A 22,354-nucleotide genomic window follows, 5' to 3' on the forward strand; every position below is an offset into this window, starting at 1 on the left:
TCATGAGCGCCGGCCTGTCCGCTGCCGCTAAAACCGGTCCGCTGACCGGGCTGAAGGTGATCGAGATGGCCGGGCTCGGCGCCGTGCCGCTGGCCGGCCTGATGCTGTCAGAGATGGGCGCGCAACTGTTGCGTATCGAACGGGCGGGGACGAGCCAGCTCCTGCCGCTGCCGGATGAGTATAACATCGACCGCCATGGCCGCGCCGTGCTGCGCCTCGACCTGAAGCGCCGTGAAGGCACCGATCTGTTGCTGCGCCTTGCCGAAAAGGCGGACATGTTGCTCGAAGGCTTTCGTCCGGGCGTCATGGAGCGGCTCGGCCTCGGCCCGGAAACGGTGCTGGCGCGTAACCCGGCGCTGATCTACGGCCGTATGACCGGCTTCGGCCAGGACGGCCCGCTCGCCGGCCGCGCCGGCCACGACATAACCTACCTCGCCTATAGCGGCGTGCTGCACGCCATCGGCCATGCCGGCGGCCGTCCCGTCACGCCGCTCAACCTCGTTGCAGACTATGGCGGTGGCGCCATGATGCTGGTTGCCGGTGTGCTGGCCGCCCTGTTCCAACGTTCGCGCACAGGCAAGGGTGAAGTTATCGACGCCGCGATGGTCGATGGCGCTTCGATGCTGGCGGTGCCCCTGCACGCCTTGATGGCGGCCGGCTTGTGGAGCGATAAGCGTGGCGCGAACCTGCTCGATTCCGGCGCCCCGTTCTACGACACCTATGAGACGTCGGACGGACGCCATATCGCCATCGGCTGTCTCGAGCCGCAATTCTTCGCCGAATTCGCCAGGCTGCTGCCGCTGGACGAGCGCTTTGCATCCGGCCAGTACGACAAGGCCCTGTGGCCGCCGATGCGCGCCGCCATTGCCGATCGGATCCGGCAGAAACCACGCGACGACTGGGACCGGTTGTTCGCGCAAACCGATGCCTGCGTTGCACCCGTTCTGTCGCTGCAAGAGGCAAAGCACCACCCGCACAATCGGGCACGCAACGCCTCTGTGACGGCAGGTGCATTTGAGCGCCCGGCCCCGGCCCCGCGTTTCTCGAGTTCGCAACCGACATTGGCCACTATGCCCGGCGATGAGGATCTGTTGCCGTCGACAACGCTGGCACGTTTCGGCTTTGCGAAAGCCGAGATCGACGACCTTGTCAAATCCGGCTTGCTGACCGATAACTAGAGAACAAAGATCAACTTACTGCGGTGCTGCCTTGGACGAGCCGAAGAAGGACGTGATCCGTGAGACGGACGCCGAAGCGATCCGGCTGGCGAAGACGCTTCTGCGCAGCGCCCGCTTTGGCGCCCTGGCGGTGATCGAACCGCAAACCGGCTCGCCGCTGGCCAGCAGGGTTGGCGTGGCCACCGACATCGACGGCGCGCCGCTGATCCTGGTGTCGATGCTTTCGGCGCACACCGGCGCGCTGCTTGCCGAACCGCGCTGTTCCCTGTTGCTCGGCGAACCAGGCAGGGGCGACCCGCTGGCGCACCCGCGCCTGACACTGGTCTGCCAGGCGGCACGGATCGAGCGCGGATCAGCCGAACACGCCCGCACCGAGCGCCGTTACCTCAATCACAATGCCAGGGCGAAACTTTACGCCGGTCTCGGTGACTTTTCGATCTTTCGCCTCGATCCGCAACGCGCCAGCCTCAACGGCGGCTTCGGCAAGGCCTATCAGCTCGATCGATCGGATCTGCTCGCCAGCGGACCGGTCGTCGAGGAACTCGCGGCGCGCGAACAATCGGCCATCGACCACATGAACGCCGACCATCTCGACGCGATCGCCGTTTACGCACAGCATTTCGCCAAAGTATCCGGCAACGGCTGGCGTATTGCCGGACTCGATGCCGATGGCATGGATCTGGTGTCGGGCGACGATGCTTGCCGGGTCTTTTACCCGCAACCTCTGGGCGCAGCAGGTGAATTGCGGCACGTTCTGGTCGATATGGCGAGGGCGGGCCGAGCCATTGTCGACGCCGGGACTGAGACTTAATTATTCTGGATCAAAAGCAACACTTGAGATTTAGGTGAAATGCTCTACCTTTTAGTGACGCTGAATCGCCAGCGCCGATCGATAAGTGAATTTATGGAATCAGACGCCATTGCCCCCATGGCGTCGGGATGAACAGGAAGTATGGGGGATCGATGGTCTCGACAAAGCTAATCGTGAACGCCGAATCGGCGGCAGAGTTTCTCATGCTGATGGGCAATGAGAAGCGACTGTTGATCATGAGCTACCTCGCCGAAGGTGAAATGTCGGTGGGAGCCATAGCCGAGAAGGTGATGCTCAGCCAATCCGCCCTGTCCCAGCATCTCGCCAAGTTGCGGGCGCTCGACCTTGTCGACACCCGCCGCGACCGGCAGATGATTTACTACTCCTGCAAATCCGACGCCGTGCGAGAACTGCTTGTCATGCTGGACGGCATTTTCGGCAGCGGCAAGGATGACCTGTCCCAGATGGCGCACCGCTTGCGCCGTGCTGGAACCTGACCACACAGCCGCCGATCTCGCCGGTGATTCAGAGCGACATGCGCCGATTTGGGGCGCACAAAGCTGGCTGATTGTCCCGAATTGTCGCATCGTGCTTTCCAAACAAGGTGAGCGCCGGGAAGCGGTCCGGATTTTCGGGCCGATGCGACGGTCGCGAGGAATGCATGGATCCCATTCGCATCGACGACCCGCAAGATCCGCGCGTCGCTGCCTATCTCGACATTCGCGAGCGTGACCTCGCCGGCCGGCAAGGCCGCTTCGTCGCCGAAGGCAAGGTGGTGCTCGACCTGCTGCTCACAACTGGACGCTTTGCCGCCGAATCGGCCCTCGTCCTGGAAAACCGGCTGGCGGGTCTCGACAAGATCCTGAGCAAGGCGCCCGCCGACCTCCCGGTCTATGTGGCCACCAGCGCTGTGATGGACGCAATCGCCGGATTTCACATGCATCGCGGCATCCTGGCCATGGGCCGCAAGGGAGCGCCGCAGCCGGCCGAAGCCCTGCTCGATGGCTTGCCGCCTCGTGCGCTGGTCGTGGTGCTCGTCGGCATCGCCAACCATGACAATGTGGGCTCGATCTTCCGCAACGCCGCCGCCTTTGGCGCTGACGCGGTTTTGCTGGATGCGACGTGCTGCGACCCGCTCTATCGCAAGGCGATCCGCGTTTCGGTCGGCGCCGCGCTCAAGATCCCGTTCGCATCGTTCACCGACACCGCCGGCTTCACAACGATGCTCGCCCGACGTGGCTTCGAACAATTCGCGCTCTCGCCACGCGGGAAGACCGACATCCGCGATGCGCAGCGCAGCGAGCGCCTGGCGCTCTATCTCGGCACCGAGGGCGAAGGCTTGCCGGACGAGCTGCTCGCAAGCCTGCACGACGTGCGGATCACCATGGCGGAAGGCTTCGACAGCCTGAATGTCGCCGCGGCTTCAGCCATCGCGCTGCATCATTTTTCGGCTAGAGCAATTCTAGGAAAAGTGTGAAGCGGTTTTCCGTCCAGAATTGCGTCAAAGCAAAGAGTCAGGGCATTTCGCCGTTTCCGTGAAACGGTGAAATGCTCTAAGGAGACCTGATCTCAGCTTGTCGCGTCAGCCTTCTGCAGCGCGCGCACGCGGTCGGCAAGACTGCGGTCACCGTTGCCGGAGCGTGCGTCCGACGGTACCGCCAATGCCATGGCGATCGGCGAACCAGGCCCCTCGAGCTTGGCCGTCAGATGGACGACCTCCGCCGCCAGCTCGTTCATCTGCTCGCGCAAGGCGGAGCTGCTGTCAGTGGCCTTGGAGGCGGCCAGTGCGGTGAGATCCGCCTTCAGCCGTTTGTTCTCGCGCGCCAGCGCCGTCAGCCTCGCCTCGAGCTGCTCACGGTCGCTGTCGAGCTTGGCGATTGCCTTGTCGAAATCATCGCTCCTCGCGACATCGCCGCCCTTGCCGACCAGCCGCAAGGCTGGCGCGCTGTCCTCGGATTTCGATCTTTCGCGCATGCGTGCCAGTTCCTTTTCGCGGCGGTCGAGTTTGTCTTCTCGATCGGCAAGTGTGGCCAGCAGCCGTTCGACCTTCTTGTCGAGCTCGGCGGTCTTTTTCTTCTCGGCTTTCAGGGCGTCCCGCGCGGCCTTGCTTTCGGCCGCGATTTCCTGGCCGCGCCTGTCGGCTTCCTTGCGCTGGCCGCGCAGCATCGCAATGTCACTGGCGAGTTTCTGCATTTCGGACTCTCGCGCCACGAGCTCGATCTGCCGGCTGCTCGAGGAAAAACTGGCGTCGTCATACATGCGCTCCAGCTTTTCCAGCTCAAGTGCGCGCTTTTCCAGCTTGCGTTCGGTTTCCTTCAGACGCTCCGAAAGCTGCTGCAACTCGCCCTCTCGCTGACGCAGCGCTTCGTTCTTCGCGCCCAGCTCGGTCAGCGCCTGGTTCTTGTCCGTCCGCTCGACCGCCAGGCCCTTCATGGCCTCGCGACCGCGATTGATCTCGACCAGTTGTTCGGCCGCCTTCTCACGCAACGCCTTGACGCTGATTTCCAGGCGGCGCGTCGTCATGGCGTATTCGGCGCGGATGCGATCCTTGTCCGCCTGGATTTCGGTCTGCGTCAGAGGGATCGAGGATTCGATGCGTTTGCGTGTAAGCGCGACCGCACGACGCCATATGGCCGGAGCCACCATGAGCGCCAGAAAGCCAGCGCAGAGAAAGCCGAGGACGAAGAACAGGACCGACTGGACCAAGTGACTACCCGTTGTGGCCGGCAAGCATCAAAAGCGCATAGATCGCTTTGACTGTGCCACGTTGACATGGCGGAAATCCAGCGTTGCGGCAAGGGTTTGCCGCAACGGTACGAGTTTAATGCATGTCGACCCAAAAGCGGTCCCGGATTGGACAACGACAGCCAAGGACTTCAGCCTAGAACGGATTCCACGTGGCCCGCTCGGTAAGCTTCAGATAGCCGAGATTGACGCCGAGCCGAGCACCGACGCCGGTGCGGATCGGCACCAGGAGAACATTGTTGTTCTTCAGCACGTTGAAGCCGACGCCCGCCACCACATAGGCTGAACCGGCAACGCCGCCATAGCGGTTGTAGAGGCTGCCCACATCATCGAGATTGTAGACCAGCATCATCACCCGCGACCCCTCGCCGCCGAAATCCCAGCCGAGCGACGGGCCTTGCCAGAACACTTTGTGGTCGCCGGCATTCTTGGTGTAGAGCGTGCCTTCGCCATAGGTCAGGCCACCGATCAGCGCACCAGAGCCCTCTTCGCCCAGCAGATAGCCGTTGGGCAGGCCGTAGGAGGCAAAAATCTTCTCGATCACCGTGGCGAGTCCGCCCGATGTGGCGCCAAAAAATTTGTGACCGGAATCGACAATCTCCTGAGCGGTGTATTCCTGGGCCCGCAGGGCTGAAGTCGAGAAGACGAGAACGCCCAGGAGCGTGACCGCCATTGAGAAGACACGGAGAAAGCTCCGGTCGTAGTATCGGGAAAACATGCTTCCAATCTCCGTCAGGGAGCACCTTCGCCGACGCCTCGCACCCCGTACGGCTCTTTTAGCCGGCCGTTAAGGGTAACTGTTAGGGGCAAATTATGCCGTAATCCTTTTTCAACCATTAAGCTCCCACATGAACATGGCGGTTCGAAGGCTGTTTGGGTTCGCTCAATTGGGGTCGGCAGCCTGCGTGAACACGCCATTTGCCACAACCACAATTTGGATTTGTTGCTGCACGCACGGGCGCTGTGTATTCAGAAAGCCTGAGGAGAGAGTGCGTGATTCGTGTGGCAGGCGACGATCGATCGCCCGGCCATGAGTTGTGAGATTTTGCAGGGATTTTTCGCCGATGGCCGATCTGTTCACCCTTTCCGCACCCGATCTGGCAGCGCTTTTGTGCAGCCGGGTCTGCCACGATATCATCTCGCCGGTCGGCGCGATCAACAACGGGCTCGAATTGCTTGATGAAGGCGGCGCCGATGAGGACGCCATGAAGCTGATCCGCCAGAGCGCCCGCAACGCTTCGGCCCGCCTTCAGTTCGCCCGCATTGCCTTCGGTGCCGCCGGTTCGGCCGGCATGTTGATCGATACCGGCGATGCCGAAGCGGTCGCCATCGCCTTCCTCAAGAACGAAAAGCCGGAACTGACCTGGAACGGGCCCCGCGCGTTGCTGCCCAAGAACAAGGTCAAGCTGCTGCTCAACCTGATCCTCGTCGCCAATGCCGCCATTCCGCGCGGCGGCAAGCTTTCCGTGACGCTGGAAAACCTTGAGACCGAGCCGCGATTCGCGCTTGCGTCGGCTGGCCCGATGCTGCGTGTGCCGCCGAAATTCCTCGAACTGCATTCCGGCCACAAGCCGGAGGAGCCGATCGACGCGCATTCCGTGCAGCCCTATTACACGCTGCTTCTGGCGCGCGAGGCCGGCATGACGATATCGATCCACGCGACGCCGGAAGAAATCGTGCTTTCGGCGGCCTGATGCGCAGCCGATAAAGCGAAGTATTTTTTCATTTAAAGCTGTAATTCCAGCTCATCGACTTGAGATGCGTCTGGTCGTTCAGGCGGTGCCAAAGCATTCGTGAATAAAAGTAGGCACCTGCCCATCTTTGTAAAAATTTTACCTAACGCCTTTTCGGCTTCTTTACCAGATTGGCCTATGGTGCGTCCTGGATGCCCCGACGCTACCGGACTGCCAGAAGGCAAAGAGGACCCGGAAATGAAACGCTGCATGTTCGTCGACGATTCAAGCGTTATCAGGAAGGTTGCAAAACGCATCCTGGGCGGCTCCGAAATGATTGTCATCGAGGCCGCCAGCGGACTTGACGCGCTGGAGATGTGCGCCGCCGACATGCCCGACATCATCGTCGTCGATGGCGCCTTGCCCGACGTACCGGCAGTCGATCTCATCCGTCGCGTCCGCGCCATGGAGAGCCCGATAAGGCCGCAGATCCTGATTTCCCTGGTCGAGCTCGATATTGCTTCGATCATGCGGGCCAAGCGAGCCGGCGCCCAGGGCTATCTCTTGAAGCCGTTCAACCGCCCGCAGCTGCTCGAGCGCTTTCGCACCTTGAAGAGCGCACCTGATTCGGCATCCTTGAGCAACTCCAGAAAAAGTGCGTGACGGTCTTCTGCTCGGAAGCCCAAAAGCAGACCGTTACCAGCCCATCATGCAAAAACCCGGCCGAAGCCGGGTTTTTTATTGAAAAGATTCGAACGATTCGTCGCTCAGGCGCTGACGCGAATGTCTTCCGGTTCGCGCAGCACATAGCCGCGACCCCAGACCGTTTCGATGTAGTTCTGACCGCCCGATGCCGCGTCGAGCTTTTTGCGCAGCTTGCAGATGAAGACGTCGATGATTTTCAGCTCAGGCTCGTCCATGCCGCCATAGAGGTGGTTGAGGAACATTTCCTTGGTCAACGTGGTGCCCTTGCGTAGCGAGAGCAACTCCAGCATCTGGTATTCCTTGCCGGTCAGGTGCACGCGCTGGCCGCCCACTTCGACTGTCTTGGCATCGAGGTTGACCACCAGGTCGCCCGTGGTGATGACCGACTGGGCGTGGCCCTTGGAACGCCGCACGATGGCATGAATGCGGGCAACCAGCTCGTCCTTGTGGAATGGCTTGGTCATGTAGTCGTCTGCGCCGAAGCCGAGGCCGCGCACCTTGTCCTCGATGCCGGCCATGCCGGAGAGGATGAGAATAGGTGTTTTGACCTTGGAAAGGCGAAGCGTTCTCAAGACCTCGTAGCCTGACATGTCAGGCAGGTTGAGGTCGAGAAGAATGATATCGTAGTCGTAGAGCTTGCCTAGATCGACACCCTCTTCACCGAGATCGGTCGTGTAGACGTTGAAACTTTCTGATTTCAGCATCAGTTCGATGCTTTGTGCGGTTGCACTGTCATCTTCTATCAGCAGAACACGCATTTTATTCCCCTTTTCTGCTGCCGGACCATTTCACGACCCGTCCGGACCCGGAGCAGTGGTTGCCTTGTGCAGAGGCTGCCATTGAATGGTTAACAAATCCTAATTTCCCGTCCATGACGGTACCAGATTTTTTAACCTCTTTCTACACCCTCTTGAATCTAATAACGAATCTCAGAACCAAATTCCTAATGCAACACATTAACAACCTGGACTAAGCGACTCCAGGGACTCATCGACGTCGCTTCCGCATCGGTGGCCGGAATTTTTACCCGGCCTTAAGTCCTGACCCGTATGATTAACAATGCCCGTAAACGAATGGTTACCGCCGGCAAAAAACTTTAGGGTTTTGTTTCCCATAGTTGGGGGAAAGCCGGTGGACACGGGTGCGGCCTGGGCGTTTCCAGGTGGTTTGGACGATAAGTGCGGGTGTGCGTTTCCGGGAGTACCGAATCATGAAGTCACGTGAAAACCTCGTTCGGCTGAAACAGTTTCAGGTGAATGAGAAGCGGCGGCAGCTGCTGCAGCTCGACATGATGATCGCCGAGTTCGAACGCATGGCCGTCGAGCTGGAGCTTCAGATTACCGCCGAGGAGAAGAAGGCCGGCATCACCGACATCAACCATTTCGCCTATCCGACCTTCGCCAAGGCGGCTCGCCTGCGCCGCGACAATCTCAGGAATTCCCAAAGCGACCTCGCCCAGCAGCGAAGCGCCGCCGAATCATTACTCGGCGAAGCTGAAGCGGAGCTTTCCAAAGCGGAAATGCTGGAATCGCGCGACACGAAGATCCGCGAAGCCGAAGTCGGTGGCCGCAGCGCCATGATCGGCTAAAACCCTGCCCCTGGCGACGTCAACGCTCGCCATCGGGCTGGCGCATTGTCGCGGCTTGCGGCCCGGCGGGAATACGCCCAGAAAAATTGAAAACCGCCCTACGCGGCCCAATCCCCTTCATTCTCAGCAATTGCCCTTGCACGGGCATCCTTGATATCCGGCGCATGCTGCTCCGCCCATGACCTGATCTGGGTAAGCAGTCCCGCCAGGTTCTGACCGAGCTCGGTCAATTCATATTCGACGCGCGGCGGAATGACCGGAAAGATCTCGCGCCGTACCAATCCGTCGCGCTCAAGCACGCGCAGCGTCTGCGTCAGCATCTTCGGCGTGATGCCGTCAAGCTTCCGGGCAAGCTCGCCATTGCGCAGCCGGCCTTTGCGCAGCGCGCAAACCACCAGATAGACCCATTTGCTGGCCAGCATCTCCAGCACCGTGTGCGAAGGACACGTTCGCCGGAACGCGTCATAGCCGAAACCGCAATCATCTTCACTATCCATGAGGTGCGTATGTATCAGGAAGGTACATACTGGACAAGGGACTATTACTATCCAAATGATAGTGGCATCAACCGAGCAGGAGACATCTCAATGCGTGCCGCTATCCAGAATTCCGTCGGCGGACCCGACGTCCTTGTCATCGCCGATCAGCCGGATCCCACGCCAGAGGCCTGCGAAGTGCTGGTCGGTGTCAAGGCCGCGGGCATCAATCCGGTCGATGGCGCCGTCCGTGCCGGCTACTACCCCTTGCTCGGCGCGCCGCCCTTCATCCTGGGTTGGGATATCTCGGGAACTGTCGAAGCACTCGGCGCCGGCGTCACCGGCTTCAAGATCGGCGACGAGGTGTTCGGGATGCCGCGCTTTCCCAAGCAGGCCGCCGCCTATGCCGAGTTGGTTGCCGTACCTGCCGATCAAATCACACTGAAGCCGAAGGGCGCGGGCCACCTCGAGGCAGGCGCCTTGCCGCTGGCCGGCCTCACCGCCTGGCAAGGGCTTGTTCGCCACGGCGGGCTGAAATCGGGGCAGCGCGTATTGGTGCATGCGGGAGCCGGCGGCGTCGGTCATCTGGCGGTGCAGATCGCCAAGGCGCACGGGGCCCACGTCGTCGCCACGGCCAGTCCGGCCAAGCTCGATTTCGTCCGCAACCTCGGCGCCGACGAGGTCATCGACTACACCAAGGGCGATTTCACCGACCAGGTTCGCGACATCGATCTGGTGCTGGATCCAATGGGCGGCGACCACGCCCAACGCTCACTGAAGGTGCTCAAACGTGGCGGCGTGCTGGTATCATTGCTCGATGTCAGCAACGACACCAGGGCGCAGGCCAGTGCGCGCAATATTCGGGTCGAGCGTATGTCGGTCGTGCCCGACAGGGAGGGCCTGCTGGAACTGGCTCGGTTGATCGATGCCCACAAGCTCACCGTCCATGTGGCGAAGAGCTTCCCACTGGACCAGGCGGGGGCCGCTCACGCCTTCCTTGCCACCAAGCCGATCGGCAAGGTTGTGCTGTCGCTCTGAGCGGAACGGTGACCGTGAAAAACAGAAGGGCGCGGGGTTAGCCGCGCCCTTCATCTAAATTCGCAATGGTCAGTGCCGGTATTGCTGGATGCGTGTCGTGCGCAGCCCGGCAAGGCCGTATTCGTCGATCGACGCCTGCCAGGACAGGAATTCCTCGGTGGTGAGCTTGTAGCGTTGGCATGCCTCGTCCAGGCTCAAAAGCCCGCCGCGCACGGCCGCAACCACTTCCGCCTTACGCCGGATAACCCAGCGACGTGTATTGGTCGGCGGCAGATCGGCAATCGTAAGAGGGCTGCCGTCAGGCCCGATAACATATTTGACTCTCGGTCTAACCAGATCGGTCATCGTACTCTCTACAAAAAACTCAAAGACCCAATCCCCGCCACGTTACCGCCACAGCTTTAAAAATTGCCTAAGCAGACCCTAATGACTAGGTAAGGATCATGAACGCCGCGTTAGTCTTTTCGCCGGCATTTGAAACATCTGCCCGCAAACCCTGATTTGCCGGGGGAAAATGCATCCCTTGGCGAAGATCGGCCACAAACGGTGAATCGCCCTGCACGCTGGCGCGCCGGTAAAGCTTGACCTATATTCTCGACATTGGCATTGAGGCGCCGCGCAGAACGAAAGCATCATGAACAGTCTCGATCTTCCCGGACGTCCCGAAAACACCCGCATCGTCGTCGCCATGTCGGGCGGTGTCGATTCATCGGTCGTCGCCGGCCTGCTGAAACGCGAGGGCTACGACGTCGTCGGCGTCACCCTGCAGCTCTACGACCACGGCGCGGCGACGCACCGGGCCGGCTCATGCTGCGCCGGGCAGGACATCGACGATGCCCGCCGTGTCTCCGAGACGCTCGGCATCCCCCATTATGTGCTCGACTACGAGGAACGCTTCCGCAAGGCGGTCATCGATCCCTTCGCCGAAAGCTACGTCGCCGGCGAGACGCCGATCCCGTGCGTTTCCTGCAACCAGACGGTGAAGTTCGCCGACCTCCTGGCCACCGCCAAGGAGCTCGGCGCCGACGCGCTGGCCACCGGCCACTACATCCGTTCCGGCGCCAATGGCGCCCAGCGCGCGCTCTACCGTCCGGTCGACGCCGACCGTGACCAGAGCTACTTCCTGTTCGCCACCACGCAGGCGCAGATCGATTATCTGCGCTTTCCCCTCGGCGGCCTGTCGAAGCCTCAGGTTCGCGCCATCGCCGAGGAGATGGGGCTGGCGGTTGCCGCCAAGCAGGACAGCCAGGACATCTGCTTCGTGCCGCAGGGCAAGTATTCCGACATCATCGCCAAGCTGAAGCCAACTGCGGCCAATCCGGGCGACATCGTCCACATCGACGGCCGCGTGCTCGGCCGCCATGAGGGCATCCTGCGCTACACGATCGGCCAGCGCCGTGGCATCGGCATCGCTTCCGGCGAGCCGCTTTACGTCGTCCATCTCGATGCCGACCGGGCTCGCGTCGTGGTTGGCCCGCGCGAGGCGCTGGAGACGCACAAGATCTATCTGCGCAATATGAACTGGCTGGGCGACGGACCGCTCACAGACGTCCCTGCCGGCGGCCTGGAACTGTTCGCCAAGGTCCGCTCGACGCGGCCGCCGCGCCCGGCCGTGCTGCATCATCGTGCCGGTGCCACATGGGTGGAGCTGGTAGACGGCGAGTCCGGCATCGCGCCGGGCCAGGCCTGCGTGCTCTACTCCGATGACGGCAACGAGGCCCGCGTGTTCGGCGGCGGCTTCATCGAGCGTTCGGAGCGTGGCGCCGAGGCCGAGGCCATGCTGACCCGGCTTGCCGCCCGGCCGGCCCAGATTCCCGCGGAATAAGATTCCCGCGGAATAAGTTTCCTGCCGAATAATCCGCGCTTCAGGAATTCGACTTGGTGTGGGTGACCGTGCCGGCGGTCAGGATGCGCAGCACCCTGATCGCTTCCTCGCCGCTGGTACGCGGTTCGGCACGCGTCTCGATGCAGTGGATGAAATGCTCCAGCTCGCGCGTCAGCGGCATGCCCTGGGCAACCGCGACATAGGACGGCTCATTGGTGGTGAAGGCCCATTGGCCGCTGTCCTGCCACACCGCGTGGCGGTAGACGGCCAGCTTGCGTTCCCATGGCTCGACGTCGTCGAACACCGCCATTGCCTTGGTGCCGACCACGGTCAGCCGCCGCTCGCGATAGGGATTGAGACGCGAGGTGAAAAGATGGCTGCGCAGGCCGTTGGGGAAGCGCATGTGCAGATGCGCGAAGTCGCTGAGATTGTCGAGCAGGGCGGCCCCCTCGCCGCGCACCTCGATCGGCTCTGTGCCGGTGATCGCCAGGATCATCGACAGATCGTGCGGCGCCAGGTCCCACAGCGCGTCGTTCTCTGTGTGGAACTTGCCGAGGCCGAGCCGGTGAGAGTGGATGTAGCGGACTTCGCCAAGCTCGCCCTTGTCGATCAGCCCTTTCAGCGTCTCGAAGGCGGGGTGGAACCGCAGGACATGGCCGACCATGAAGACGCGGCCATTATCCTTGGCCGCCTGCACCGCACGCTCGGCATCCGCCACCGTCAGCGCGATCGGCTTTTCCACCAGCACGTCCTTGCCGTTCTCGACGGCACGTACCGCAAGGTCGGCATGGAATTGCGGCGGCAGCGCCATGACGATGGCGTCGATATCGTCACGGACGAACAGCTGGTCCGGCTCGATCGCCAGGCAGTCCTGCTCGCTGGCAAAGCCTTCCGCGCGGGCCCGGTTGGTATCGGAGACCGCGTGCAGCGCGCCGAGCGCCTTGAGAGTGCGGATGTGGTTGCTGCCCCAGTATCCGCAACCGAGGACTGCTATGCGCGGCTTCATCTGTTTCAAACTCTAAAAACTCGTGGCCGAGACATAGCGACGTGCCCCTTCGAACTCAACCCCGGCGGCGACAACCAAATGTCGCCGCGGCAAAGCTTTTCGATAATGACGATAAGCCGGCAAGCCGGTTGCTTCGAAGCTTGACAGGCTCGCCCTCCCAACCTTATATCCGCGCGACCTTGGCGAACGCCCCCGACATGCCTTTCGATTTGAGGCGGATTTCGGGTCTTTCGCCGCCCTGGCGGGGTAGCTCAGTTGGTTAGAGCACGGGAATCATAATCCTGGGGTCGGGGGTTCAAGTCCCTCTCCCGCTACCAAAATCCAGTTAAACCGTTGAAATGGCTAAAAAATTTGTACGCGTTGGTAGCGCCTCCGGTTGAAATTGTTCAATAATTTCAATGCGGCGCCATCGTGTTCCTCGCCCTGGTAGAGACGAAAAAGAGTAACGCGGTCCTCGCTTGGACGAGGATTAATCCGATTGCATCGCTCGGACCTCGACCTATGCAAGCCGTTCCGCATGCCATCTCAAATGGTCGTCCATGAATGTCGAAATGAAGAAATACGAATGGTCGTATCCGTCCTGCATGCGCAACGTCAGCGGAATGCCGGCTTTGGCGCAGGCCGCCTCCAAAAGCCAGGGTCTCAGCCCGTCATTCAGGAACCCGTCCGATGTTCCCTGATCGACGAGAAATTCTGGGAAGCGGCGCCCGTCTTCAACAAGCGAAGTAGCGTCGTAGGCCCGCCACGAGGCCTCATCCGTGCCGAGATATTTTTCGAAAGCCGGCCTTGACCAGCCGGCAGCGCTTGGCTGCACGATCGGCGCAAATGCCGAGCAACTCCTGAACCGCTGCGGGTTTTTCAAAGCAATCGTCAGCGCGCCGTGTCCGCCCATCGAATGGCCCGTTATGGCTTGGCGCGACATGTCTGCCGGAAAATTAGCGGCGATCAGCGTGGGTAGTTCCTCGACGAGGTAGGAATACATCCGGTAGTTCTTCGCATAAGGCTCCTGCGTTGCATCAAGATAAAAGCCGGCGCCGCCGCCAAACTGCCAATTGTCCTTGTCATCAGGGATGTCGGCGCCGCGCGGACTGGTGTCTGGACAGACGACGATCAGGCCAAGTTCGGCGGCCATGCGCCTGTATTCGCCTTTGTCCATGACATTTTGATGGGTGCAGGTCAGTCCCGACAAATACCACACCACGGGGCAAGGCGTTTCCCGGGCCTGTGGAGGCACGAAAACGGCAAACGTCATGTCGCAGCAGCAACTCGTCGACAGGTGCGAATAGATGCCCTGCACTCCGCCATGGGATTTTGCCTGGGAGATGGTCTTCATGGGTTCCGGCATATTCCCTCTCCACGGATTTCAAACGCCAATGGGCCGGTGTCTACGGCATCGACCATGATCGCGGCAACCCGGGCGGATCAGGTGGGGTCGAACCGACCGGCGGCGCGGACATCCGGAATGTCAGTCGCGCCGCCGGCCTAACGCCCGATGTCGGGGAGGCACGGTATTTTGGGAACACAGAGCCTTCGACGCGAGCGTGTCGTGTGAGCCGGTCAGTAAACCACGACGCTGCGAATGCTCTCCCCGGCATGCATGAGATCGAAACCCTTGTTGATGTCCTCGAGCTTGAGCGTGTGGGTGATCATAGGGTCGATTTGGATCTTGCCGTCCATGTACCAGTCGACGATCTTCGGCACATCGGTGCGGCCGCGCGCGCCGCCGAAGGCGGTGCCCATCCAGGTGCGGCCGGTGACCAGCTGGAACGGCCTGGTCGAGATCTCCTGGCCGGCGCCGGCAACGCCGATGACCACCGATTTGCCCCAGCCGCGATGCGAGGCTTCGAGCGCCTGACGCATCACCTTGGTGCTGCCGGTGCAGTCGAATGTGTAGTCGGCGCCGCCGATCTGGTCGGCGCCACGCTTGGTCATGTTGACGAGGTAGGGCACGACATCGCCGTCGATCTCCTTCGGATTGACGAAATGCGTCATGCCGAAGCGCTCGCCCCACTCCTTCTTGTCGTTGTTCAAATCGACGCCGATGATCATGTCGGCGCCGGCAAGTTTCAGGCCCTGGATGACATTGAGGCCGATGCCGCCGAGGCCGAAGACGACCGCGGTGGCGCCGATCTCGACCTTGGCGGTGTTGATCACGGCACCGATGCCGGTGGTGACGCCGCAGCCGATGTAGCAGATCTTGTCGAAGGGCGCGTCGGGATTGACCTTGGCCAGTGCGATCTCGGGCAGCACGGTGAAGTTGGAGAAGGTCGAGCAGCCCATATAGTGAAAGATCTTGTCCTTGCCGATCGAGAAGCGCGACGAACCATCGGGCATCAGGCCCTGGCCCTGCGTGGCGCGGATCGCCGTGCAGAGGTTCGTCTTTCTCGACAGGCAGGACGGGCACTGGCGGCATTCGGGCGTATAGAGCGGGATGACGTGGTCGCCCTTCTTGAGCGAGGTGACACCCTTGCCGACATCGACCACCACGCCGGCGCCTTCATGGCCGAGGATGGCCGGAAACAGACCTTCCGGATCGGCGCCCGACAGTGTGAATTCGTCGGTGTGGCAAATGCCTGTCGCCTTGATCTCGACCAGCACTTCGCCCTCGCGCGGACCCTCGAGGTCGACCTCCATGATCTCCAGCGGCTTTCCGGCGGCAACAGCGACAGCGGCGCGGCTTTTCATACTTTCTTCTCTCCCAAAATTTTCTTTGGCCGAAGCCGTGGCTGCTGCCCTGCGTAGTCAGACTAAGCAGCGATCTTGCCAGGACCTGCAGGGAACACGCCCGACATCACCGTAAACCCCTTGATGCGCTTGACACGGTCGCACCAGCGCCGAATTGCCGGATAGTCCTGGCGCGGAATACCGCCTTCCTCCGACAGGATGATGTAAGGAAAACAGGCGATGTCGGCGATGGTCGGGTGACTGGCCGAACAGATCCAGTTGCGGCCCTGCTGTTCGCCGAACCACAGATGCTCGTCGAGGATACGGAAAAGGCGATGCGCGCCGGCACGCGCGGCGTCGATATCAAAGTCATAAAACAGCGCATCGTGCAGGCGGGCGGCCGATGCCGTCGAAGTGATACCGTCTGCAAAGGCCAGCCACTGGCTGATCTCGCCCAGCAGAGCGGGATTGTCCCGCGGATACCAGGTGCCCGTCGGATCGTATTTCGAGGCGAGATAGACAAGGATCGCTTGGGCGTCGCGCAAGATCAGCCCTTCATCCTCGATGACCGGCAACTGGCCAAGCGGATTGAGTTTCAGGAACCATTCCGACTTGTGTTCGCGGCCGGGGTAGAAGTCGACCGGCACGGTCTTGTAGTCGATGCCGAGAAAACTCATCAGCAGCCGCAGCTTGTAGCAATTGCCCGACAGTTCGTAGTCGTAAAGCGTGATCATCGGCGGCTCCTAAAGCAATTCCAGGAAAAGTGTGTAATGGTTTTCCGTCCGGAATTGCGTAAAACAAACAGTTAGATGTCCAGCACGAGGCGTGCCGATTTGGCGCGCGAAACGCAGGTCATGATCTTGGTTCCGGCCTTCCTCTCGGCATCGTTGAGGTAGACGTCCTGATGGTCCGGTTCGCCCTCGATCACCGTCGCCACGCAAGTGCCGCAGGCGCCTTGCTCGCAAGACGACGGAACATCGATGCCGCTTTCGCGCATGACCTGCATGATCGTCTTGCCCGCCGGCACCTGAAGCGTGACGCAGGAGCGCGCCAGCGCGACCTCGAAGCTCGAACTGTCGTCGATCTTGTTGGTGTTCTTGAAGTACTCGAAATGGACGGCGCTATCCGGCCAGCCCTGCTCGGCCGCGATCTTGCGCGCGGCTTCCAGCATCGGTCCCGGGCCGCAGATGTAGAGATGCATGCCATTGCGATGACCGGCGAGGAGTTGTCGAAGCTCGGCGCCGGTCGCGTCGGGCGAGAGGCCGAGATGCGGCTTCAGCGCATCGCCGAGATGCTTCAGCCGATCGGCAAAGGCGAGGTGTTCCTCGCCTTGCGCGAAATAATGCAGCTCGTGCGCAAGCTCCTGGTTCTTCAGCGCCTGCGCCATGGCGAGCAGCGGCGTGATGCCGATGCCGCCGGCGACGAACAGCGTCTTGATCGCATCGCGGCGCAGCGGGAAGTTGTTGCGTGGCTCGGAAATCGCCAACACGTCGCCCTCTCGCACCGTCTCATGCATGCATTTCGAGCCACCCTTGGAGTCCCGTTCCAGCTTGACGCCGATGGTGAAGCTGTCGGTTTCACCGGGACCGTTGGTGATCGAATACTGCCTGATCTCGCCATTGGGCATGTGGACGTCGATATGGGCTCCAGGCTGGAACGTCGGCAGGATGCCCTTGATCGGACGAAGCTCGAAGCCTGCGATCCCGTCAGCGGTCTGCCATTTTCTGGCCACGCTGACACGCAGCGCAGCCTTGCGGCCATGCGTGGTCACCTCAGGCATTTCGGCGAGTTCGGCCGAGACCCGTTCGTAGACCGGCTCGAGCGGCGCCGGCGCCGGCGCGTTCGCCACGTCGCGCTCGACCTCGTCGCGCAGCTTGGAAAGCCGCTCATTGTGGTGACGCAGAATGGCAATGCGCGCGGCGCCCTCGGCCTCCTGATCGAGCACGCCGCGGATCACCGAACGGTTGGAATCGACCGGCTGCACGAAGAAAACGCCCTGCGTCTCGGCACCGCTGGCTCGCGAGCGAAGCGCCACAGCGAAATCCTGGGCGGCTTCGACGAGAATGTCGGCGCCCTCGCCATCGATCGCTCCGTTGGGTTGAAAGCGATAGGCTCTCAGCCTCTCGACGACCTTGTCGGCCGGCGCGTTGACCGCGATGCCGCGCAAGGCGACGAGCTTGCCTTCGGCGAGGCCGGCAATCTCAGGCACCTCCCCGCGCGGCTCTTCCGAGGACCAGACCAAGCCATAACGTTCGACCGCCGGAAAAGTGCGGTTGGTGATGGTGCGGGCGGGTGCATCGGCCGGATGAGCCGGGATATAGGTGCAGCCAGCGGTGCGGTTCGAATAACGCCAGCCGTGATACTGGCATTTCAGTTCGCGCCCGTCATTGATGCCGATCGACAGCCTGACGCCGCGATGCAGGCAGCGGTTCTCCCAGATGTTGACGTAACCGTCATCGGCCCGCCACACGGCGAATTCCCGGCCGAGCAACTGGCCGTGGAAAACGTGGCGAAACGGCAAATCATGGGCAGCGGCGATCGGATGCCACCGGCTTCTGGCTTCTTCCAACATCAATCGTCTCCAAAATGTCTGTCAGGCTGCAGCCGGGATGACCCCGTAGGTCACGCCCTTCTGGCTGAGCCAGCGCCGGTAGGCGATGGCCGACTTGTCAGCGCGGATCGGCGTCTCGGCGCGCGGATCGAGCGGCAGGCGCTTCGGCACCTGGTTTTCCAGGATCGGCTTGTCCTGGCCGAAGATCGTCTGCTGGAAACGCTTGATCACCTTGTCTTCATTGTCTTCGTCGAGCACGCAAAGCAGCATGTGGGCGCGCACATGCTCCTGGTCGACCGGCTGCAGGAAGACGGCGATGACATCGCGCCGGGTCTCGTCGACCGGGCTCGATTTATAGAGCACCGAGCAATAGGGATGCGGCACGCGATAGACGTAGTCGACGTCGGCGCCGCCATCGGACGCCGTCGACGCCATCGGCTGGAAGAAGCGGCAGCGCGTGGCCAGGATCTCGTCGCGATCGACGGAGATCTCGACGTCGTATTCCTTGACTTCGGTATGCGGCTCGACGCCGAGTATGTCGGTATGCACATAGGGGAAGTGGCCCATGTCGAGAAAGTTCTCGATGGCGCGCGGCGCCGAGACGTTGACGCCGAACGTTGCCGCATTGAGCTTGCGGCGGTCCGGCTCTTGATATTCGGGGATCGGGAACAGCTCGGCCGGCGGCGACCCGAGCGAAGTCCAGACATAGCCATAGGCGCTTATTGCAGGCAGCCTGTCGGCGGGTGGAATATGGTCAGCCCTTTGCACATCGGAACGCGAGCGCCAGACGACGGGCTCGCCATCCACGTCCACCGCAAAGCTGAGGCGCTCCTCGAGCAGAACGGTCTCCTGGACGGCGCCGGGAGCAGCTTCCGCGATGGCGCCCACGGGATGCCAGAGATTGAGGATCACGGGATCAGCGCATTTCGTCATCATGTTATCCCTTCAAATACCCTCGGACGTCATCAGATCTGTGCCGGTATCGCACCATAGGTGACCGCCCTGTCACGCAGCCAGCGCCGATAGGAAACCGAGACGGCATCGGCGCGGATCGGCGTCTCGGCGCGCGGATCGAGCGGCAGGCGCTTGGGGACCTGGTTTTCCAGGATCGGCTTGTCCTGCGCGAAGATCAATTGCATGAAACTGCGCACCGTCGCCGCGTCCATGCCCTCCTTGAGGTAGCAGAGATAGGGATGCGCGACGCAGTTCTCCTCGTCGACCGGCTGCACGAACAGCGTGATGACATCCAGCCTCCCCTTCTGGATCGGATTGCTCTTGTAGAGCGCCACCGTATAGGGCCGGATCACCTTGTAGATGTACTCGACGACGAACCCTTCCTTCGCGGTCGGCGACGCGATGGGCTGGTAGAATTTGCATTCGGTCGCCAGCACCTCGTCCTGGGGCGTGATTTCCACCTTGTAAGGCACGACCTCGGTATGCGGCTCCTCGCCGAGCCAGCCGGTGTGGATGAAGGGGAAATGCCCCATGTCGAGAAAATTCTCGACGGCGCGAAGGCCCGACACCTTGACCGCGATCGAGCCGCCGCTGACCAGATGTCGATCCGCCTCGTTGGCCTCGGGGATGTAGATGATGTCGCGCCAGGGTTTGTCCAGACAGGTCCAGACGAAGCCATAGCGCTCGGCGCTCTTCAACACGTCGCCGGTATCGTTGCGAACGACTTCGATCTTGTTTGAATGTTTTCGAACGACGAGATCGACCCCAAGCAGGCGGGTCGAAAAGGGCACATCCTGGCTGAGCGATTCCTGGTCAGCGACGATATGCCAGTCGTTCAGAAGCTCGCGGTCGACGCAATGGGTTGCCATCGGCATCCCTCCCAACTCGGCTAGCCCTTCACCACGAACCTAGCCTGACGTTTCGCAATGACGAAATCACAAGATTGGATACCAATCAATGATTTTTTGTCAGCCAAAATCATTTTTTGTGTTGACAGACTATGATGATTGAATTCCGATATGGAAAACCTGAACCTGGGATATGGCACATCCTGAAGCGTCATGTCTTCATCATGGAAAGCCTGCTGATCATGTCGTCGCAAAGGCGGAGAACCGTGCCTTGAGCAGCCGCTCCCAGACGATCGCGGACACGCTGACCCGCGCCATCATCGACCATCGGCTGGTGCCCGGCTGCAAGCTCGGCGAGCGCGAGCTTGCCGAGATATTCGATGTCAGCCGCATCGTGGTGCGTCAGGCCCTGATACGGCTCGCCGATGACGGGCTGGCGCAGATCGAGCGCAACCGCGGCGCCTTCGTCGCCAGGCCAAGCATGCAGGAGGCAATGGAGATTTACGACGCGCTGACCCTTGTCGAACAGGGGGTGGCGGCCCAGCTCAGCGATCGCCTTGGCCCCGCCGGATGGGCCGAGCTGCGCCAGCATGTCGAACGCCAGCGCCAGGCAGTCGCCGCCGGCAACGATGCGCTGGCCGACGTGCTCGGCCAGGAATTCCACACGGTGTTCGTGCGCCTTAGCCGCAACAAGGTGATGCAGGAAATCCATGCCCAGCTCGTGCGCCGCACGACGTTGCTGCGCTCGCTCATTTCAGCCGATTTCGACTATTGCAATCTGCTCGACGATCATTCGAGGGTCGTCGACCTTCTGGAAAAGGGCCGCCTGAAACAGGCCATGGACCTGATCGACACGCATCACCGCACCGTGGTGCGCGGCTATATCATGGATCGCGAGGTGTTTCCGGAGATGACGCCTGCCGAAGCGCTCGCACCCTATCTCGACGGCAAGGCCGACGGAGCGACGATATCGGCTGGATTGAGGCAGGCAAAACCATCCGGGAATGGCGACGGCGCGGCGCACGCGCACGTCCATCTCCCTAACAAAGACCGGGCATCGACAAGCCGGGCATCAACCAAAAAAACCAACAGAGGGTTACCGACATGAACGACCTGACAAGACGCGGATTCCTGAAATACAGCGGTGCGCTGGGTGCTGCGCTCGGTGCCGGAGGGCTGAGCACGGTCGCCAAGGCTCAAGAGGTGCTCAAGATCGGCGTCGTCTACGTCTCGCCGATCGCCGAAATCGGCTGGACCAAGCAGCACAGCCTTGGCGTCGAGGCGATCAAAGCCGCGTTCGGCGACAAGGCCGAACTCACCGTCATCGACAACATCTTCATGCCGCAGGATGCGGAGCGCATTTTCCGCGAGCTGGCCAGCGCCGGCAACAAACTGATCTTCGGCACCAGCTTTTCGCACGGAACGCCCATGCAGAAAGTGGCGCCGCGGTTCCCCAAGGTGGCTTTCGAACATTGCTCCGGCATCGTCCACCTTGCCAATCTGGGTACCTTTGAAGCCAAATATTACGAGGGCACTTTCGTCGCCGGCGCGGCCGGCGGCTACATGTCGAAATCGGGCAAGATTGGTTTCATCGGCGGCTTTCCGATTCCGGATATCGTCGGCCCGGCCAACGCGCTGCTGCTCGGTGCGCAAAGCGTCAATCCGAACGCCACCTGCAACGCCATCTTCCTCAATTCCTGGTTCGATCCGGGCAAGGAGAAGGAGGCCGCCAAGACGCTGCTTTCGCAAGGCTGCGATGTCATCTGCTCGATGACCGACACGGCGACGGGCGTCCAGGTCGCGGGTGAAGGCGGCGCCTGGTCGATCGGCTACGCCAGCGACATGGCCAAGTTCGCTTCGGGCAAACAGCTGACGTCCTTTGTCCTCGACTGGACCAGCGACTATGTCGGCGCCGCCAAGGCCGTCGCCGCCGGCACCTGGAAGCCGGAAGTGCGCTGGGATGGACTGGCAGCGGGCGTCGTGAAGATGGCGCCCTACAATGACGGCATACCGGCCGACACCAAGGCCAAGCTGAAGCAGCTCGAGGCCGACATCGGCAGCGGCAAGGTGCACCCCTATGGCGGCGAGTTGAAGGACCAGGCCGGCAACCTCAAGGTCGCTGCAGGCTCCGTCCTGGCCGATGACGATGTTCGCGGCATGAACTGGTTCGTCAAAGGCATGATCGGCAAGCTGAGCTGAACGCCATCAAAGAACCAGGGAGGCGCCGAGACCGACCTTCGGCGTCTCCCTGCCTGGTTCCCGTCCAACCTCGCTTCACGCCACGGCAGGACC

The 22,354-nt window shown here is 61.5% G+C and carries 23 protein-coding genes and 1 tRNA gene; 12 read left to right on the top strand and 12 right to left on the bottom strand.

Going from position 1 to position 22,354, the window contains the following annotated elements; translation table 11 throughout:
• The first annotated feature begins 2 nt into the window (after nucleotides 1-2).
• The 4 genes from A4R29_RS23055 (at nucleotide 3) to A4R29_RS23070 (ending at nucleotide 3,466) form a co-directional block, all read left to right on the top strand.
• Nucleotides 3-1,178, top strand: coding sequence for a CaiB/BaiF CoA transferase family protein (locus A4R29_RS23055; RefSeq protein ID WP_063172960.1), 1,176 nt, complete (start codon nucleotides 3-5; stop codon nucleotides 1,176-1,178).
• Between the two features lie 31 nt (nucleotides 1,179-1,209).
• Nucleotides 1,210-1,989 carry a HugZ family pyridoxamine 5'-phosphate oxidase gene (locus A4R29_RS23060; RefSeq protein WP_063172961.1) on the top strand — a complete coding sequence of 260 codons (780 nt, stop codon included), beginning with the start codon at nucleotides 1,210-1,212 and terminating at the stop codon, nucleotides 1,987-1,989.
• Between the two features lie 152 nt (nucleotides 1,990-2,141).
• Nucleotides 2,142-2,486, top strand: coding sequence for an ArsR/SmtB family transcription factor (locus A4R29_RS23065; protein ID WP_013529913.1), 345 nt, complete (start codon nucleotides 2,142-2,144; stop codon nucleotides 2,484-2,486).
• Between the two features lie 164 nt (nucleotides 2,487-2,650).
• The gene (locus A4R29_RS23070) at nucleotides 2,651-3,466 is read left to right on the top strand and encodes a TrmH family RNA methyltransferase (protein WP_024504507.1); all 816 of its coding nucleotides are present in this window, start codon (nucleotides 2,651-2,653) and stop codon (nucleotides 3,464-3,466) included.
• A gap of 92 nt (nucleotides 3,467-3,558) precedes the next feature.
• Here the strand turns inward: A4R29_RS23070 and A4R29_RS23075 are convergent, their stop codons facing one another.
• Together A4R29_RS23075 and A4R29_RS23080 are read right to left on the bottom strand one after the other, a co-directional pair.
• Complete coding sequence (locus A4R29_RS23075) at nucleotides 3,559-4,695, bottom strand: coiled-coil domain-containing protein (protein ID WP_024504506.1); 1,137 nt, start codon at nucleotides 4,693-4,695, stop codon at nucleotides 3,559-3,561.
• Between the two features lie 175 nt (nucleotides 4,696-4,870).
• Nucleotides 4,871-5,407, bottom strand: coding sequence for a DUF1134 domain-containing protein (locus tag A4R29_RS23080; RefSeq protein WP_224621527.1), 537 nt, complete (start codon nucleotides 5,405-5,407; stop codon nucleotides 4,871-4,873).
• A gap of 391 nt (nucleotides 5,408-5,798) precedes the next feature.
• Between A4R29_RS23080 and chpT the strand changes: the two genes are divergently transcribed.
• Nucleotides 5,799-6,428, top strand: coding sequence for a histidine phosphotransferase ChpT (gene chpT / locus A4R29_RS23085; protein ID WP_024504504.1), 630 nt, complete (start codon nucleotides 5,799-5,801; stop codon nucleotides 6,426-6,428).
• A gap of 237 nt (nucleotides 6,429-6,665) precedes the next feature.
• Nucleotides 6,666-7,070, top strand: a complete 405-nt coding sequence (locus A4R29_RS23090) for a response regulator (protein WP_024504503.1) — start codon at nucleotides 6,666-6,668, stop codon at nucleotides 7,068-7,070.
• A gap of 104 nt (nucleotides 7,071-7,174) precedes the next feature.
• Here the strand turns inward: A4R29_RS23090 and ctrA are convergent, their stop codons facing one another.
• Complete coding sequence (gene ctrA / locus A4R29_RS23095; RefSeq protein WP_006203583.1) at nucleotides 7,175-7,870, bottom strand: response regulator transcription factor CtrA; 696 nt, start codon at nucleotides 7,868-7,870, stop codon at nucleotides 7,175-7,177.
• A gap of 452 nt (nucleotides 7,871-8,322) precedes the next feature.
• Between ctrA and A4R29_RS23100 the strand changes: the two genes are divergently transcribed.
• Nucleotides 8,323-8,700 (top strand): flagellar export protein FliJ, encoded by a 378-nt coding sequence (locus A4R29_RS23100; protein ID WP_013529907.1) that lies wholly within the window; start codon nucleotides 8,323-8,325, stop codon nucleotides 8,698-8,700.
• A gap of 98 nt (nucleotides 8,701-8,798) precedes the next feature.
• Here the strand turns inward: A4R29_RS23100 and A4R29_RS23105 are convergent, their stop codons facing one another.
• Nucleotides 8,799-9,197 (bottom strand): winged helix-turn-helix transcriptional regulator, encoded by a 399-nt coding sequence (locus A4R29_RS23105; RefSeq protein ID WP_013529906.1) that lies wholly within the window; start codon nucleotides 9,195-9,197, stop codon nucleotides 8,799-8,801.
• A 90-nt stretch (nucleotides 9,198-9,287) separates the two neighbouring features.
• Here A4R29_RS23105 and A4R29_RS23110 point away from each other — a divergent pair, with 90 nt between their 5' ends.
• Entirely contained in the window at nucleotides 9,288-10,214 is a 927-nt protein-coding gene (locus tag A4R29_RS23110; protein ID WP_063172962.1) for an NADP-dependent oxidoreductase, read from the top strand.
• A gap of 69 nt (nucleotides 10,215-10,283) precedes the next feature.
• Here the strand turns inward: A4R29_RS23110 and sciP are convergent, their stop codons facing one another.
• Nucleotides 10,284-10,559 carry a CtrA inhibitor SciP gene (gene sciP, locus A4R29_RS23115; protein ID WP_013529904.1) on the bottom strand — a complete coding sequence of 92 codons (276 nt, stop codon included), beginning with the start codon at nucleotides 10,557-10,559 and terminating at the stop codon, nucleotides 10,284-10,286.
• A 289-nt stretch (nucleotides 10,560-10,848) separates the two neighbouring features.
• Between sciP and mnmA the strand changes: the two genes are divergently transcribed.
• Complete coding sequence (gene mnmA, locus A4R29_RS23120) at nucleotides 10,849-12,039, top strand: tRNA 2-thiouridine(34) synthase MnmA (RefSeq protein WP_013529903.1); 1,191 nt, start codon at nucleotides 10,849-10,851, stop codon at nucleotides 12,037-12,039.
• A gap of 40 nt (nucleotides 12,040-12,079) precedes the next feature.
• On the opposite strand, the gene A4R29_RS23125 is transcribed toward mnmA, so the two are convergent.
• A complete protein-coding gene (locus A4R29_RS23125; protein ID WP_063172963.1) occupies nucleotides 12,080-13,045 on the bottom strand; it encodes a Gfo/Idh/MocA family protein in 966 nt (321 codons plus the stop codon).
• Nucleotides 13,046-13,285: 240 nt separating this feature from the next.
• Here A4R29_RS23125 and A4R29_RS23130 point away from each other — a divergent pair.
• Nucleotides 13,286-13,362, top strand: a tRNA-Met gene (locus tag A4R29_RS23130).
• A gap of 182 nt (nucleotides 13,363-13,544) precedes the next feature.
• On the opposite strand, the gene fghA is transcribed toward A4R29_RS23130, so the two are convergent.
• The 6 genes from fghA to A4R29_RS23160 all read right to left on the bottom strand — a co-directional run bounded on the left by fghA (nucleotide 13,545) and on the right by A4R29_RS23160 (nucleotide 20,083).
• Nucleotides 13,545-14,390 carry an S-formylglutathione hydrolase gene (gene fghA / locus A4R29_RS23135; protein WP_063172964.1) on the bottom strand — a complete coding sequence of 282 codons (846 nt, stop codon included), beginning with the start codon at nucleotides 14,388-14,390 and terminating at the stop codon, nucleotides 13,545-13,547.
• Between the two features lie 212 nt (nucleotides 14,391-14,602).
• A complete protein-coding gene (locus tag A4R29_RS23140) occupies nucleotides 14,603-15,730 on the bottom strand; it encodes an S-(hydroxymethyl)glutathione dehydrogenase/class III alcohol dehydrogenase (RefSeq protein ID WP_063172965.1) in 1,128 nt (375 codons plus the stop codon).
• Nucleotides 15,731-15,792: 62 nt separating this feature from the next.
• The gene (locus A4R29_RS23145; RefSeq protein WP_063172966.1) at nucleotides 15,793-16,443 is read right to left on the bottom strand and encodes a glutathione S-transferase family protein; all 651 of its coding nucleotides are present in this window, start codon (nucleotides 16,441-16,443) and stop codon (nucleotides 15,793-15,795) included.
• 71 nt (nucleotides 16,444-16,514) lie between these two features.
• Entirely contained in the window at nucleotides 16,515-18,281 is a 1,767-nt protein-coding gene (locus A4R29_RS23150) for a Rieske 2Fe-2S domain-containing protein (RefSeq protein WP_063172967.1), read from the bottom strand.
• Nucleotides 18,282-18,302: 21 nt separating this feature from the next.
• Nucleotides 18,303-19,196 (bottom strand): aromatic ring-hydroxylating oxygenase subunit alpha, encoded by an 894-nt coding sequence (locus A4R29_RS23155; protein ID WP_063172968.1) that lies wholly within the window; start codon nucleotides 19,194-19,196, stop codon nucleotides 18,303-18,305.
• Nucleotides 19,197-19,225: 29 nt separating this feature from the next.
• Nucleotides 19,226-20,083, bottom strand: a complete 858-nt coding sequence (locus tag A4R29_RS23160) for an aromatic ring-hydroxylating oxygenase subunit alpha (RefSeq protein WP_013529896.1) — start codon at nucleotides 20,081-20,083, stop codon at nucleotides 19,226-19,228.
• Between the two features lie 250 nt (nucleotides 20,084-20,333).
• Between A4R29_RS23160 and A4R29_RS23165 the strand changes: the two genes are divergently transcribed.
• A complete protein-coding gene (locus tag A4R29_RS23165) occupies nucleotides 20,334-21,170 on the top strand; it encodes a GntR family transcriptional regulator (RefSeq protein WP_063173785.1) in 837 nt (278 codons plus the stop codon).
• On the top strand, nucleotides 21,167-22,261 hold the full coding sequence (locus A4R29_RS23170) for a BMP family ABC transporter substrate-binding protein (protein ID WP_013529894.1): 1,095 nt from the start codon (nucleotides 21,167-21,169) through the stop codon (nucleotides 22,259-22,261). The genes A4R29_RS23165 and A4R29_RS23170 overlap by 4 nt, the downstream gene beginning before the upstream one ends.
• Nucleotides 22,262-22,354: the final 93 nt, after the last annotated feature.

This window comes from Mesorhizobium ciceri biovar biserrulae (genome assembly GCF_001618845.1).
GTDB classification, from domain to species: Bacteria; Pseudomonadota; Alphaproteobacteria; order Rhizobiales; family Rhizobiaceae; genus Mesorhizobium; species Mesorhizobium ciceri.

Bases quoted from the DNA above. Each gene is read 5' to 3' on its own strand.
- A4R29_RS23125 (WP_063172963.1), bottom strand. From the start codon at position 13,045: ATGAAGCCGCGCATAGCAGTCCTCGGTTGCGGATACTGGGGCAGCAAC.
- A4R29_RS23160 (WP_013529896.1), bottom strand. From the start codon at position 20,083: ATGGCAACCCATTGCGTCGACCGCGAGCTTCTGAACGACTGGCATATC.
- A4R29_RS23080 (WP_224621527.1), bottom strand. From the start codon at position 5,407: ATGGCGGTCACGCTCCTGGGCGTTCTCGTCTTCTCGACTTCAGCCCTG.
- mnmA (WP_013529903.1), top strand. From the start codon at position 10,849: ATGAACAGTCTCGATCTTCCCGGACGTCCCGAAAACACCCGCATCGTC.
- A4R29_RS23090 (WP_024504503.1), top strand. From the start codon at position 6,666: ATGAAACGCTGCATGTTCGTCGACGATTCAAGCGTTATCAGGAAGGTT.
- A4R29_RS23110 (WP_063172962.1), top strand. From the start codon at position 9,288: ATGCGTGCCGCTATCCAGAATTCCGTCGGCGGACCCGACGTCCTTGTC.
- A4R29_RS23065 (WP_013529913.1), top strand. From the start codon at position 2,142: ATGGTCTCGACAAAGCTAATCGTGAACGCCGAATCGGCGGCAGAGTTT.
- A4R29_RS23170 (WP_013529894.1), top strand. From the start codon at position 21,167: ATGAACGACCTGACAAGACGCGGATTCCTGAAATACAGCGGTGCGCTG.
- ctrA (WP_006203583.1), bottom strand. From the start codon at position 7,870: ATGCGTGTTCTGCTGATAGAAGATGACAGTGCAACCGCACAAAGCATC.
- A4R29_RS23070 (WP_024504507.1), top strand. From the start codon at position 2,651: ATGGATCCCATTCGCATCGACGACCCGCAAGATCCGCGCGTCGCTGCC.
- fghA (WP_063172964.1), bottom strand. From the start codon at position 14,390: ATGCCGGAACCCATGAAGACCATCTCCCAGGCAAAATCCCATGGCGGA.
- chpT (WP_024504504.1), top strand. From the start codon at position 5,799: ATGGCCGATCTGTTCACCCTTTCCGCACCCGATCTGGCAGCGCTTTTG.
- A4R29_RS23145 (WP_063172966.1), bottom strand. From the start codon at position 16,443: ATGATCACGCTTTACGACTACGAACTGTCGGGCAATTGCTACAAGCTG.
- A4R29_RS23140 (WP_063172965.1), bottom strand. From the start codon at position 15,730: ATGAAAAGCCGCGCCGCTGTCGCTGTTGCCGCCGGAAAGCCGCTGGAG.
- A4R29_RS23055 (WP_063172960.1), top strand. From the start codon at position 3: ATGAGCGCCGGCCTGTCCGCTGCCGCTAAAACCGGTCCGCTGACCGGG.
- A4R29_RS23155 (WP_063172968.1), bottom strand. From the start codon at position 19,196: ATGATGACGAAATGCGCTGATCCCGTGATCCTCAATCTCTGGCATCCC.
- A4R29_RS23105 (WP_013529906.1), bottom strand. From the start codon at position 9,197: ATGGATAGTGAAGATGATTGCGGTTTCGGCTATGACGCGTTCCGGCGA.
- A4R29_RS23150 (WP_063172967.1), bottom strand. From the start codon at position 18,281: ATGTTGGAAGAAGCCAGAAGCCGGTGGCATCCGATCGCCGCTGCCCAT.
- A4R29_RS23100 (WP_013529907.1), top strand. From the start codon at position 8,323: ATGAAGTCACGTGAAAACCTCGTTCGGCTGAAACAGTTTCAGGTGAAT.
- sciP (WP_013529904.1), bottom strand. From the start codon at position 10,559: ATGACCGATCTGGTTAGACCGAGAGTCAAATATGTTATCGGGCCTGAC.